This window comes from Zoogloea sp., assembly GCF_041908905.1.
Taxonomy (GTDB): Bacteria; Pseudomonadota; Gammaproteobacteria; order Burkholderiales; family Rhodocyclaceae; genus Zoogloea.
Genome location: NZ_JAYREK010000024.1, coordinates 17,341 through 29,874, shown reverse-complemented (window position 1 = coordinate 29,874; position 12,534 = coordinate 17,341). Strand labels below are relative to the sequence as shown.

14 protein-coding genes are annotated in these 12,534 nt (G+C 69.0%); 10 read left to right on the top strand and 4 right to left on the bottom strand.

Features of this window, described 5'->3' with window-relative positions:
* Window positions 1-84: 84 nt before the first annotated feature.
* The 8 genes from ACE3OU_RS13045 (at window position 85) to ACE3OU_RS13010 (ending at window position 8,127) form a co-directional block, all read left to right on the top strand.
* Window positions 85-1,530, top strand: coding sequence for a TonB-dependent receptor (locus tag ACE3OU_RS13045; RefSeq protein ID WP_374241992.1), 1,446 nt, complete (start codon window positions 85-87; stop codon window positions 1,528-1,530).
* A gap of 10 nt (window positions 1,531-1,540) precedes the next feature.
* On the top strand, window positions 1,541-2,449 hold the full coding sequence (locus ACE3OU_RS13040) for a metal ABC transporter substrate-binding protein (RefSeq protein ID WP_374241991.1): 909 nt from the start codon (window positions 1,541-1,543) through the stop codon (window positions 2,447-2,449).
* Between the two features lie 3 nt (window positions 2,450-2,452).
* Complete coding sequence (locus ACE3OU_RS13035) at window positions 2,453-3,022, top strand: ATP-binding cassette domain-containing protein (RefSeq protein ID WP_374241990.1); 570 nt, start codon at window positions 2,453-2,455, stop codon at window positions 3,020-3,022.
* Window positions 3,019-3,810: a metal ABC transporter permease gene (locus ACE3OU_RS13030; protein ID WP_374241989.1), complete on the top strand. Its 792-nt coding sequence runs from the start codon at window positions 3,019-3,021 to the stop codon at window positions 3,808-3,810. Before ACE3OU_RS13035 ends, ACE3OU_RS13030 begins: the two co-directional genes overlap by 4 nt.
* 181 nt (window positions 3,811-3,991) lie before the next feature.
* Entirely contained in the window at window positions 3,992-5,077 is a 1,086-nt protein-coding gene (locus ACE3OU_RS13025) for an STAS domain-containing protein (protein WP_374241988.1), read from the top strand.
* Between the two features lie 160 nt (window positions 5,078-5,237).
* Window positions 5,238-5,777, top strand: coding sequence for an ATP-dependent protease subunit HslV (hslV, locus tag ACE3OU_RS13020; RefSeq protein ID WP_374241987.1), 540 nt, complete (start codon window positions 5,238-5,240; stop codon window positions 5,775-5,777).
* The gene (gene hslU / locus ACE3OU_RS13015; protein WP_374241986.1) at window positions 5,774-7,111 is read left to right on the top strand and encodes an ATP-dependent protease ATPase subunit HslU; all 1,338 of its coding nucleotides are present in this window, start codon (window positions 5,774-5,776) and stop codon (window positions 7,109-7,111) included. The genes hslV and hslU overlap by 4 nt, the downstream gene beginning before the upstream one ends.
* A 143-nt stretch (window positions 7,112-7,254) precedes the next feature.
* On the top strand, window positions 7,255-8,127 hold the full coding sequence (locus ACE3OU_RS13010; protein ID WP_374242015.1) for an AEC family transporter: 873 nt from the start codon (window positions 7,255-7,257) through the stop codon (window positions 8,125-8,127).
* A 6-nt stretch (window positions 8,128-8,133) separates the two neighbouring features.
* Here ACE3OU_RS13010 and ACE3OU_RS13005 read toward each other — a convergent pair whose 3' ends face one another.
* Genes ACE3OU_RS13005 through ACE3OU_RS12995 form a run of 3 tightly spaced genes read right to left on the bottom strand, consistent with a single transcriptional unit; the run spans window position 8,134 to window position 10,333 of the window.
* A complete protein-coding gene (locus tag ACE3OU_RS13005; RefSeq protein WP_374241985.1) occupies window positions 8,134-8,538 on the bottom strand; it encodes an RNA-binding S4 domain-containing protein in 405 nt (134 codons plus the stop codon).
* The gene (locus ACE3OU_RS13000) at window positions 8,535-9,077 is read right to left on the bottom strand and encodes a response regulator transcription factor (RefSeq protein WP_374241984.1); all 543 of its coding nucleotides are present in this window, start codon (window positions 9,075-9,077) and stop codon (window positions 8,535-8,537) included. Before ACE3OU_RS13000 ends, ACE3OU_RS13005 begins: the two co-directional genes overlap by 4 nt.
* Window positions 9,074-10,333 (bottom strand): ATP-binding protein, encoded by a 1,260-nt coding sequence (locus ACE3OU_RS12995; RefSeq protein WP_374241983.1) that lies wholly within the window; start codon window positions 10,331-10,333, stop codon window positions 9,074-9,076. Before ACE3OU_RS12995 ends, ACE3OU_RS13000 begins: the two co-directional genes overlap by 4 nt.
* A 364-nt stretch (window positions 10,334-10,697) precedes the next feature.
* Between ACE3OU_RS12995 and ACE3OU_RS12990 the strand changes: the two genes are divergently transcribed.
* Window positions 10,698-10,904, top strand: a complete 207-nt coding sequence (locus ACE3OU_RS12990) for a cold-shock protein (RefSeq protein WP_374241982.1) — start codon at window positions 10,698-10,700, stop codon at window positions 10,902-10,904.
* 183 nt (window positions 10,905-11,087) lie between these two features.
* On the opposite strand, the gene ACE3OU_RS12985 is transcribed toward ACE3OU_RS12990, so the two are convergent.
* Entirely contained in the window at window positions 11,088-11,747 is a 660-nt protein-coding gene (locus ACE3OU_RS12985; RefSeq protein ID WP_374241981.1) for a DVUA0089 family protein, read from the bottom strand.
* A gap of 266 nt (window positions 11,748-12,013) precedes the next feature.
* Here ACE3OU_RS12985 and ACE3OU_RS12980 point away from each other — a divergent pair, with 266 nt between their 5' ends.
* Window positions 12,014-12,481 (top strand): copper chaperone PCu(A)C, encoded by a 468-nt coding sequence (locus ACE3OU_RS12980; RefSeq protein WP_374241980.1) that lies wholly within the window; start codon window positions 12,014-12,016, stop codon window positions 12,479-12,481.
* Window positions 12,482-12,534: the final 53 nt, after the last annotated feature.

The window sequence follows — 12,534 nt, the reverse complement described above, 5'->3', positions numbered from 1 at the left end:
CCCCGTTTCCGTCGTGCCTGCCGGCGCTGCCTTGCGTGCGCCGGCGGCCTGCTTTTTTCCGGACCGATCCGACTGGAGTTTTTCATGTATTCCGTACGTCCTGCCGCGCTGTGCGTGGCCCTTGCCGCTGCTTTCCCGGGCGCGGCCTTTTCCGCCGGCGATGCCGACATCAAGCAGCTGCGCGAACAGCTCCGCGAGCTGCGCGCCACCTACCAGCAGCGCATCGACGACCTCGAGCGCCGCCTGGCCGAAACCGAGAAGAAGGCCGTCGCGGCCTCCAGCGTCGCCGCTGCCGCCGACAGCAGCGCCGGCGAGGCGGTGCGCTCGGTGGCCCGGGTCGAGGCGGTCGCTGCCGAAACCCGCGCCGCCGCCAGCCAGCCGGCCGGCGAGAGCGCCTTCAACCCGGCGGTGTCGCTGATCATCGACAGCAAGTTCACCCGCCTCCAGCGCGACCCGTCGGCCTACCGCATCGACGGCTTCATCCCGTCGGGCGGCGAGGTCGGCCCCCCGCGCAAGGGCTTCTCGCTGGGTGAGTCCGAGCTGGCCTTCTCGGCCAACGTGGATCACCTGTTCCGCGGCAACGCGCGCTTCTCGCTGGCCGAGGACGACGGCGCCGGCGTCGTCGAGGTCGAAGAGGTGAACGTCGAGACCCTGGCCCTGCCCACCGGCTTCAAGCTGAAGGCCGGCCGCTATCTGTCGGGGATCGGCTACCTCAACCAGCAGCACCCCCACGAGTGGGACTTCAGCGACGCGCCGCTGGCCTACAAGGCCTTCTTCGGCTACCGGCTGCAGAACGACGGCTTGCAGCTGCGCTGGGTGGCACCGACCGATCTGTTCCTGGAGTTCGGCGCCGAGGCGGCCAACGGCGGCAAGTTCCCGGGGGCCGAACGCAAGGCCAACGGCGCCGGGTTGTGGACGGCCTTCGCCCACCTGGGCGGCGACATCGGCGATTCGTCGGCCTGGCGGGTGGGGCTGTCCCACGTGCGCGCCCAGCCGCGGGAGCGGGGCTTCGAGGCCGAGAACGGCACGGGTAGCCTGGTCAACAACGCCTTCTCCGGTCGCAGCCAGACCTGGGTCGCCGACTTCATCTACAAGTGGGCGCCCAACGGCAACGCTAAGGAGCGCTACCTGAAGCTGCAGGGCGAGTACCTGTGGCGGCGCGAGAGCGGGGAACTGGCGTATAACATCACGGATGCGGGGGCGGAGACGACGTCGGATGCCCGCTTCCGCCAGTCCGGCGGCTACCTGCAGGCGGTGTATCAGTTCATGCCCCACTGGCGCGTCGGCGTGCGCGGCGACTGGCTGCGCTCGGGCACGGCCAGCCTGGGTACGCTCGGCAGCGCCGAGCTGCCGATCCTGGCTGCCTACAATCCGACCCGCCAGACGGCGATGGTCGACTGGTCGCCGTCGGAGTTCTCGCGCCTGCGCCTGCAACTCGCCCGCGACAAGTCGCGGAGTGGCGAGGCCGACAACCAGCTGTGGCTGCAGTACATCATGAGTCTCGGCGCCCACGGCGCCCACAAGTTCTGAGGAGGCGGCGATGTTTCGCAAGCTGATCTGGCGCCTGGTGGCGCTGCTGTTCGTGCTGGCCGCGGCACCCGCCTCGGCCGCCTTCAACGTCTTCGCCTCGGTCCCCGAATGGGCCGCGCTGGCGAGGGAGATCGGTGGTGAGCGGGTGAATGTGTCCGCCGCCACCAACGCGCTGCAGGACCCCCACCGGGTCGATGCCAAGCCCTCGCTGATCGCCCGGGCCCGCAGCGCCCAGCTGGTGATCGCCACCGGCGCCGGGCTGGAGGTGGGCTGGCTGCCGGTGGTGCTGCGGGAGTCCGGCAATGCCGGCATCCAGCCCGGCCAGCCGGGCTACCTGGAGGCGGCCGGGCTGGTGCGCCTGCTCGAGGTGCCGGCCCGGCTGGACCGCGCCGACGGCGACGTGCATCCCGGCGGCAACCCGCACCTGCACCTCGATCCGCGCAACATCCAGAAGGTCGCCGACGCGCTGGCGGCCCGCCTGGCCCAGCTCGACCCGGCCGGCGCGGCCGTCTACAAGGCCAACCATGCCCGCTTCAGCGAGCGCTGGAAAGCCGCGATGGCGCGCTGGGAGCAGGCCGCGGCGCCGCTCAAGGGCGTGCCGGTGTGGGTGCAGCACCGTTCCTTCCCGTACCTGGCCGACTGGCTGGGCTTCCGGGAGCTGGGGGCCCTCGAGCCGAAGCCGGGCGTCGAGCCGGGCAGCAGCCATCTGGCCGCCCTGCTCGAACGCCAGCGGGCCCAGCCGGCGCGGATGATCCTGCGTCCGGCCTACACCCGGGCGACGGCCTCCGACTGGCTCGGCGAGCGGGCGCAGATCCCGGTGGTGGTGCTGCCCTTCACGGTCGGGGGCTCGGCCGAGGCGGGCGACCTCTTTGGCCTCTTCGACGACACGGTGCGGCGCCTCCTCGCCGGCCTTAAGTAAGCCGTGGCCGGCGAGCTGCTGCTGCGCGTCGCGGGGCTCCGGGCCGGCTATGCCGGTCCGGTGGCCGGCCCGCTCGACTTCGAGCTGCGGCGCGGCGAGGTCGTCGGGCTGGCCGGCCCCAACGGCGCCGGCAAGTCCACGCTGCTGAAGGCCCTGTGGGGCGGCGTGCGGGTGTTCGGCGGCGAGGTATGCAAGGCGCCGGGGCTGGCGATCTCGCACCAGGCACAGGGCTTCGACGATCTGCGCGGGGTGCCCCTCAGCGGGCGCGACCTGCTCGGCCTCACCGGCGCCGATGCGGCCGGCCTGCCGCCGTGGCTCGCCGGGCGCCTCGACGAGCGCCTCGACCGCCTGTCGGGCGGGCAGCTGCAGTTCCTGCGCCTGTGGGCCTGCCTCGCCGCGCCGGCCGACCTGGTGCTCCTCGACGAGCCCACCAATAACCTCGACCGGGCCGGTGTGGCCCATCTGGCGGACTGGCTCGGCCGCGCCCACGGCGGGCAGGGCATCGTGCTGGTGTCCCACGACCATGGTTTCATCGACCAGGTGTGCACGCGGGTGGTGGAGGTGGGCGGATGAGCCTCGAGCTGTTGTTCGACCCCCTGTTCCGGGTGCCCTTTGCCACCGGCCTGCTGCTGGCCGCCTTGTTGCCGCTGATCGGGATGTACCTGCGCCTGCGCAACGAGTGGCTGGCGGCGCTGGCCTTCGCCCAGATGGCCTCGGCCGGCGCCCTGGTGGCGATGGTGCTGGGCGCGCCGATGCTCGTCGGCGGAGTGCTGGCGGCCCTGCTGGCGGCGCTGCTCAAGGGCCTGCTGGCCCGGGCCGGTGCCAGCGCCTACGCGCTGATGATGTTGTTCGCCTGGGGCGGCGGGGTGCTGCTGGTGGCCAACCACCCGCTGGCTGAGCAGGCCGGCCACGCCCTCTTCGACGGGCAGCTGTATTTCACCGGCGAGGGCCACCTGCTGGCGGCGGCGCTGGCCGCGCTGGTGCTGCTGCCCGCGCTGGCCCGGCTGTCGCGGCCGCTGCTGCTGGCGCGCTTCTTCCCCGAGTTCTACCGCGCCCGGGGGCAGGACGAGCGGCCGCGGCTGCTGCTGTTCGACCTGCTGGCGGGGCTGGCGGTGGCGCTGGCGACGGTGAGCCTCGGGGTGATGGCCGCCTTCGCCCTGGTGTTCGCGCCGCCGCTCCTCGCCTGGCGGTTTGCGCGGGGCTGGAGGTCGGCGCTGGCGCTTGCGGCGCTGATCGGCGTGGGGGGCTACACCCTGGCTTTTGCCTTGTCCCTCGGGCTCGATCAGCCCTTCGGCCCGGTATGCGCTTTACTTCTGGTTATGCTCAATGTGAGTGCCGGCGTGAAATTCGACAGGATGTAAATCACGTAGCACGTGCGCGCCGGAGTGCTATCCTATTTAATCGTAAAAAACCATTCAGGAGGGGCGGCGCGTGGTGCTTTCGTTTTTCGGCAAGAAGCCGTTACCTGCCGGAAGTTCCGCGTCCCGAAACCGGGCTGCGTCCGGTGGGGCGGCGGGCGCCGCTGCGCCGGCTTCTCCGCGCGTGGTGCGCGGCGAGCCCACGAATCTCGAATTCACCATCGCCGGCGGTGATCTCAACCGGGTGCTCGCCCAGTGTGCCGAAAAGGTGCACGTGGAGGAGGGCATCGACGAGATGGCGCCCCCGGCCGAAGAAGCGGCCATCCTCTACGCCAACGGGGCCTGCGACGAAGCCCGCATCGTGCTGGAGCAGGCCCTCGACGTCACCGTCGAGACCGAGGCCCGCTTCGACCTGTGGGTGATGCTCCTCGACCTGCTGCGCCTCACCGGCCAGCGGGACAACTTCGAGGCGCTCAGCCTGATGTTCGCCACCGAGTTCGAGCGTTCGCCCTCGGCGTGGCAGGACCTGTCGGTCCAGGATCAGCGCTCGGGCGAGCCCAAGGTGCAGACGGTCAACCTCTCCGGCCATCTGGGTGGGCAGGCGGCGGCCCAGTTCGCCCAGCTGATCCAGATCGGCATGCGCAACGGCGCCCTGCGCATCGACCTCAGCCGCCTGCGCAGCGTCGACAACGCCGGGGCGGGCCTGCTGCTTCGCGCCGTGCGGGGCCTGCGCCGGGCCAAGATCAAGCTGGCGCTCAGCGGCGCGGCCGACCTGGCCAACCTGCTGGCCGGCCAGCTCAAGCCCGGGGTTCGCGACGGCCAGACGTCCTGGCTGCTGCTCCTCGAGATCCTGCAATACACCGAGCAACAGGCGCGCTTCGACGATCTCGCGGTGGATTACGCGATGACCTTCGAAGAGTCCCCCCCGTCCTGGGAGCCGCCGCCCATCCTCACCACCAGCCAGTCGGAGGGCAACGTGCTCGACCCGAACCTCGGCCAGGTGTATGTGCTCGAGGGCGAGATCGTCGGCCCCAACACCGACGTGCTGCGCAAGATCCCCCGTTTCGCCAGCGACCGCACCAAGGTGGAGGTCGATTGCGGCCGCCTGCGCCGCATGGATTTCGTGTCGGCCGGGACGCTCTTCAACATCGTCTCCCAGCTCCACACCCAGGGGCGGCTGGTGGTGTTCAAGAACGTCAACTCGATGGTGGCCGCCCTGATGCAGGTGATGGGCCTCCATCAGGTCGCGCGCATCGAGCTGCGCAACTGAGCCCGCTGCCGGCCGGAGCCCACCACCGGGCAGCCCGCCGAGCGCCGCTCCGCCCGACCAATCCATCTGCGCAAGCCTGGTCTTTCCGGTGCGTTCCGCCACGCGATCCGTGCCGGCTCGTGCGTCTTGTAATCCGCTTTCCAGCCCCCATATCCAAGCGATGGAACAATATCACGGCACCACCATCCTCTCGGTCCGTCGGGGCCGCCACGTCGCCCTGGGCGGCGATGGCCAGGTCACCCTCGGCCACATCGTCATCAAGGCCAGCGCCCGCAAGGTCCGCAAGCTGTACCAGGACCGCATCCTGGCCGGTTTCGCGGGCGGCACCGCTGACGCCTTCACGCTGTTCGAGCGCTTTGAGGCCAAGCTCGAGAAGCACCAGGGCAATCTGGTGCGCAGCGCCGTCGAGCTCGCCAAGGACTGGCGCAGCGACCGCGCGCTGCGCCGCCTCGAGGCCATGCTGGCGGTGGCCGACCTCGACAACTCGCTGATCATCACCGGCAACGGCGACGTGCTGGAGCCCGAGCAGGGCATCGTGGCGATCGGCAGCGGCGGCGCCTATGCCCAGTCGGCGGCCCGGGCGCTGATCGAGAACACCGAGCTGTCGCCCGAAGAGGTGATCAAGAAGTCCCTCACCATCGCCGGCGACCTGTGCATCTACACCAACCAGTGCCACACCATCGAAGTGCTGAAGCCATGACCCAGATGACGCCCCCGGAGATCGTCTCCGAACTCGACAAGCACATCGTCGGCCAGGCCCGCGCCAAGAAGGCCGTGGCCGTGGCGCTGCGCAACCGCTGGCGGCGCTCCCAGGTGGCCGAGCCGCTGAAGAGCGAGATCACCCCCAAGAACATCCTGATGATCGGCCCCACCGGCGTCGGCAAGACCGAGATCGCCCGCCGCCTGGCGCGCCTTGCCAACGCGCCCTTCATCAAGATCGAGGCCACCAAGTTCACCGAGGTGGGCTACGTGGGGCGCGATGTGGACACGATCATCCGCGATCTGGTGGAGATCGCCATCAAGTCGCACCGCGAGCAGGCCATGAAGAAGGTCCGCGACCGGGCCGCCGATGCCGCCGAAGACCGCGTGCTCGACATCCTGCTGCCGCCGGCCCGCCCGACCATCGGCTTCGGCGACGAGACGCCCGCCGTCGAGGACAACGCCACCCGCCAGAAATTCCGCAAGAAGCTCCGCGAGGGCGACCTCGACGACAAGGAGATCGAGATCGAGGTGTCGGTGCCGGGCATGAGCGCCGAGATCCTCGCGCCGCCGGGCATGGAGGAGCTCACCGGCCAGCTCCAGAGCATGTTCCAGAACATCGGCGGCGGCAAGAAGAAGTCCCGCAAGCTCAAGATTTCCGAGGCGATGAAGCTCCTCACCGACGAGGAGGCCGCCAAGATGGTCAATGAGGAAGAGCTCAAGCTCGAGGCGCTGCGGATGGTCGAGCAGAATGGCATCGTGTTCCTCGACGAGATCGACAAGATCGCCACCCGCTCCGACAGCCACGGCGCCGACGTGTCCCGCCAGGGCGTCCAGCGCGACCTGTTGCCGCTGGTCGAGGGCACCACGATCAGCACCAAGTACGGGATGATCAAGACCGATCACATCCTGTTCATCGCCAGCGGCGCCTTCCATCTGTCGCGCCCGAGCGACCTGATCCCCGAACTGCAGGGCCGCTTCCCGATCCGGGTCGAGCTGGAATCCCTGTCGGTGGAGGATTTCGAGCGCATCCTCACCCAGACCGACGCCTGCCTGACCCGCCAGTACGAGGCCCTGCTGGCCACCGACGGCGTGAGCCTGGAGTTCGCGCCGGAGGGCATCCGCCGCCTCGCCGAGATCGCCTTCCAGGTAAACGAGAAGACCGAGAACATCGGCGCCCGGCGCCTGTACACGGTGATGGAGAAGCTCCTCGAGGAGCTCGCCTTCGAGGCCGGCAAGGCTGGCACCCAGAAGGTGCTGGTCGACGCCGCCTACGTGGATGACCGCCTCCAGATGGTCGCCCAGCGCGAAGACCTGGCGCGCTACGTACTCTGATCCCGAGCGTTCCCGCGTCCGACGGAAGAGGGCCATCAGGCCCTCTTCTGCTTTCCGTGCCTGCCGACTTCCAATAAGCTTCCCCGTTGCGCCGCCGGTCGAGCCTGGTGGCGCGGCTCCGTCATCACTCCGCCTGCCTCCCCATGCTGCTGCGCATCGTCGCCATCCTCTTTCCGCTGTTCGCCATCGCCTCGGTGGGTTTCATCGTCGGCCGGCGCCTGCGCCCGGACCTGTCCCAGGCCAACAAGCTGAACATGGACGTCTTCGTGCCGGCGCTGATCTTCGGGGCGCTGGCCAACAAGTCCTTCCAGATCATGGAATACCTGCCCCTCCTCGGGGCGACGGTGGTGGCGGTGTTCGGCTCGGGCCTGCTGGGCTGGGGCGTGGCGCGGGCGCTCGGGGTGGCGCCGCGCACCTTCGTGCCGCCGATGATGTTCAACAACTGCGGCAACCTGGGCCTGCCGCTGGCAGTGCTGGCCTTCGGCGACGCGGCGCTGGCGCCGGCGGTGGTGATGTTCATGGTGTCGAACCTGACCCACTTCACCTTCGGCGCCTGGCTGCTCGACCACAACATCAAGCTGTCGGGCGTGTGGCGCATCCCCACGGTGATCGCCACCTTCGGCGGCCTGGCGGTGAGCCTGGCCGGGGTCGAGCTGTGGCAGCCGGCGATGCTGGCGATCAAGATGCTCGGCGACATCTCGATCCCGCTGATGCTGTTCGCCCTCGGCGTGCGCATCAGCGAGTCGCGCATCGGGGCGATCCGCCTCGGCCTGATCGGTGCGGTGGCGCGGCCACTGCTCGGGATGGCCCTGTCGTTCGCGCTGGTGTGGCTGATCCCGCTGCCCGAGCGGGAGCGGGCGCTGCTGATCGTCTTCGGCGCGCTGCCGCCGGCGGTGCTCAACTACATGTTCGCCGAGCGTTACAACCAGGAGCCCGAGAAGGTGGCCTCGATGGTGCTGCTCGGCAACGTGCTGGCGGTGCTGTTCCTGCCCCTGGCGCTGGCGATCAGCCTGTAGCGGGCCTCAGCCCTCGCCGGTGAAGCGGCCGATCTGGCGCCGGTCCCGCTTGGTCGGGCGGCCGTGCAGGTCGGCGCCGGGCGTGGCGGCCAGCCGGCGCTCCTCGCGCCCGGCCTCGCGGGCGGCGACGCTGTCGGGCGTCTCTTCATACAGGCCCTGGGCGATGGTGGCGCTGCCGCGCTTCTCGGCGATGCCCCGCACGATCACCGTGTAGCGGGTGTCGGCGATCTGGATGTCCACCCGGTCGCCGGGCTTCACGTCCTTTGCCGGCTTCACGCGGATGCCGTTGAGCTGGACCTTGCCGCCATCGACGGCCTCGGTGGCCAGGCTGCGGTGCTTGAAGAAGCGCGCGGCCCACAGCCATTTGTCGAGCCGGACGCGGTCGGTGTCGTGTTGGGTGGGGTTCTTCATTCCTTGACGGGGCGTTTGGACAGTTTGCGTTGCAGGGTGCGCCGGTGCATCTTGAGGGCGCGGGCGGTGGCCGAGATGTTGCCATCGTTTTCGGAGAGCACGCGCTGGATGTGTTCCCACTCGAGCCGATCCACCGACATCGGCCCGGCGCTCACCTCGTCCTCGATCACCACGTCGGTGGCGCTCAAGGCCTTCAGGATGCTGTCCACGTCGGCCGGCTTGGCGAGGTACTGGGTGGCCCCGAGCTTGATCGCGTCCACGGTGGTGGCGATGCTGGCGTAGCCGGTCAGCACCAGGATGCGGCAGTCCGGGTTGGCCGCCAGCAGTGGTTCGATCAGGCGCAGGCCCGAGCTGCCGCCGATGTTGAGGTCGAGCACCACGTACTCGGGTTCGTGCTGGCCGGCCAGCGCGAGGGCGCTCTCGGGGTCGGTGGCGCCGAATACGGTGAAGCCGCGCTGGCCGAGGGCGCGGGTGAGCACCCGGTTGAAGGCGGGGTTGTCGTCGATGATGAGGATGTGGGGAGCGTCCTGGGGAGTCATGGCTGCAGGGAGGCGAGGGGGAGGGTCAGGGTGGCGATGGTGCCGCCGCCGGGGCGGGGGCTGAAGGCGATGTGCCCGCCGCAGCGCTCGACGGCGCCCGAGGCGAGCAGCAAGCCGATGCCGAGCCCCTTGTGGGCCGCGTCGGCGGCGCGCCCGGCCGTCGGGGCGAAGCCCTCGGGCAGCCCGGGGCCGCGGTCGAGGACGCGCACCACCAGCGCGTCGCTGGCGATGCCGGCCTCGCACTCGATGCCTTCGGGGCTGGCGTCGGCGGCGTTGTTGATGAGGTTGTGGATGGCCTGTTCCAGCGTCGTGTCGGCCACCAGCCGGGGTGCCGGGGCGCCGCAGTCGATGCGGGTGGTGAGCGGGACGTGGGGCCGCAGGCGGCGCCAGCGGTCGGCGATGCCCTGCAGCCAGCTGTCGGCGGGCAGCGCCTCGCCGCCTTCGGCGCGCAGGCTGCCGGCCCGCAGGGTGAGGCTGCCGAGGATCTGCTTGCAGTGGGCGAGCTGTTCGAGCAGCAGCTCGGCATCGGCCCGCACGCTGTCGCCGAGCTGGCGGTCGCGGGCCATCTCGCCGGCAATGATCGCCATCGTGCCCAGCGGGGTGCCCAGCTCGTGGGCGGCCCCGGCGGCGAGGTTGCCGAGGGCGACGATGCGCTCGTTGCGCAGGCGGGTCTCGCGGGCTTCGGCCAGGGCCTGGTCGCGGCTGCGCAGGGCGGCGGTCATGCGCACCACGTACCACACGATGACCCCCGCCGAGACGGCGAAGGTGAGCCACATGCCCGCCAGGTGCCAGTGCACGGCGAGGCCGGAGTCGTAGATGTCGAGCTGCTCGTTGAAGTCCCACAGCACCGAGTAGGCGGCCACCGCCAGCCCCGCCAGGGCCCAGGCGTAGGGCGCGCCGAGGGTGGCCGCGCCGATCGCGACGAGGGGCAGCAGCAGCGAGATCAGCGGGTTGGTGGCGCCGCCGGTGAAGTACAGGAAGGCGCTCCAGGCCGCCAGTTCGATGCACAGCTGGCCGAACAGCTCGGCGGCGTGGATCTCGGCCAGGTGGCGCAGGCGCAGCATCGAGAGCCCGTTGGCCACCAGGAGCGCGGCCAGCACGGGCAGCAGGGATTCTCCGGGCAGCCGGATGTCGAGCAGCCACGGCACGCACAGCAGCACGCCGCCCATCGCCACGATGGACAGCCAGCGCAGGCTGATCAGGCGACGCAGGGCGTCGACGGGGCTCGGTTGGGGAGGGTGAGGGCCGGCGGGCATGGGTGCATTATCCCCGAAGCGACAGGTGCTGCGATGGGCCCCCGGCGCTGTGGGAGGGGGGCGGAGCGGGTGACGGTGCGCGAATCTAGCCCCGCCCGGCGGGGGGCGGAATGTGGCCGATTGCCGCACGCACGCTGGGCCGGGCCCCGCCGGCATCGAAATTTCGGGGCTTTTGACAAATAATGTTTGCATTGCCCGCGAATACAGTGCACAGTCCTGTCTCGCGATCTTCAAGTAGTGTTGTTGTTGTCTGGTTCGGTCCCCGCTGTCCTGCGGAAGTCTTTCCCTGAACACCCTGCCGTCTTGAGTTTCGCCCTCCCCAGGGGCTGTCCCTGTTTTTTTCTAGTTTTAAAGGATATTCAAAATGGCAAACGGTACCGTCAAGTGGTTCAATGATTCCAAGGGCTTCGGCTTCATCACCCCGGAAAACGGTGGTGACGACCTGTTCGCCCACTTCTCCGCCATTCAGGGCAACGGCTTCAAGACCCTGGCCGAAGGCCAGCGCGTCACCTTCGACGTGACCACCGGCCCGAAGGGTCAGCAAGCCTCCAACATCCGCAAGGTCGACTAAGCCATTGCAGATGTCTGCCCGGCCTTGAGCCGGTCGGAGCACAGGCGGGGTTCAGCCCTGTCTGCATTAGAGCCCGGTTGATGCCGGGCTTTTTTCATTTTGGGCGCCGTCGCGGAGCGCGGCCCGCCCATGAAAAACGGCGACCGCAGTCGCCGTTGTGGCTTGCCGGAAGTGGCCGGGGGGTCAGGGCTTCCTGCGGCCGCGCAGCGCGAAGCCGGCGATGCCGGCCAGGCCGAGGAGGCCCAGGGGCGCGGGCTCCGGGATCTTGCCGCTCACACTCACGTTCTGGCTGAAATTGACGCGATAGGCGCCGTGCTCCGAGGCCGTCGCGCTCTGCAGGCAGTCGGTGCTGGTGATGTCGCAACGGAGCGGGTAGAAGGTGTCCTGGTTCTCGCGCTGCATCGCCTCGTTGAGGCCCAGCGCGTAGGCGCCGATCGCCAGCAGGTAGTTGCCGGCGGCCAGGTTCTGCTCGAGGTAGGAGTCGGTGCTCCAGATCGAGCCGTCGCCGTAGGTGTGGTCGCTGTCGTCGTTGTGGGCGATGTAGTCCGAGCTGTCGAGGCTGCCATCGTCCCGGAACAGGTAGATGTAGGTGTCCAGGAAGGTGATTTCGCCATCGCCGTTCAGGTCGATGGGGGCGCCGCTCAGGGGGTCGCTTTCCCAGGACAGGATGTCGATTTTGACAGTTCCGGCGGTGTCGACGGTGAAGCGGATATGGTCGACGGTGCTGCCGATCTGGCTGCCCGTGTGGTCGTAAACGGCGTGGATCTGTCCATCCACGCTGGCTGCGGTGGCCGAGAGGGCACTGAGGCAAAGCCCGGCGCTGAGGAGTGCTTTCTTGATCATGGGGTCGGATTTTTCAAAATTACCAAATGACCTTTGTTAGCACTTTTTGTGCCGAATTTGTTTTTTTAATAAAAACAAGCCCTTGTGTTTGTCGAATTTATCGTTTGTGATCTTTGTGTAAATTTTCCCGACGCAGCAGGTCGGTCCTGGACGCTGCGCCTGCCGGTGCCTGGCGCTGCGGCAAATGGTCGCATTCCTGCACGCTGTCCAGACGCGGAAGGCCCGGCGCGTTAAAGTCGGATCACGTCAATCAAGGAGATCCGATCATGAACGTTTCCATCAAGTCCCTCGGCGTGGTGCTGGCCGGCCTGCTGTCGGCCGGAGCCGTGGCGGCGGCCGACCTGGAGGTGGCCAACCCGTGGGTGCGCGGCACCGTCCCGGCCCAGAAGGCCACCGGCGCCTTCATGCAGCTCAGCAGCAAGGGGGGCGTCAGCCTGGTGGGGGTCGCGAGCCCCGCCGCGAAGGTCGTCGAGATCCACGAGATGGTGATGGACAACAACGTGATGAAGATGCGGCCCGTGCCCAGGCTCGAGGTGGCGGCCGGCAAGGCGCTCGAGTTGAAGCCGGGCAGCTACCACGTGATGCTGATCGATTTGAACAAGCCCCTCGCCAAGGGCGAGATCGTGCCGATCACCCTGAAGGTGGAAGGCAAGGACAAGAAGGTGGAGGCCGTCGAGGTGAAGGCGGAGGTCCGCGAGCTGACCGCGCCCGCGCCCATGGAGCATCGGCACTGAGCCTGGCCGGCGTCGCCGTTTGTCCTAAAGCTTGGGGCAGGCGATCCGATATC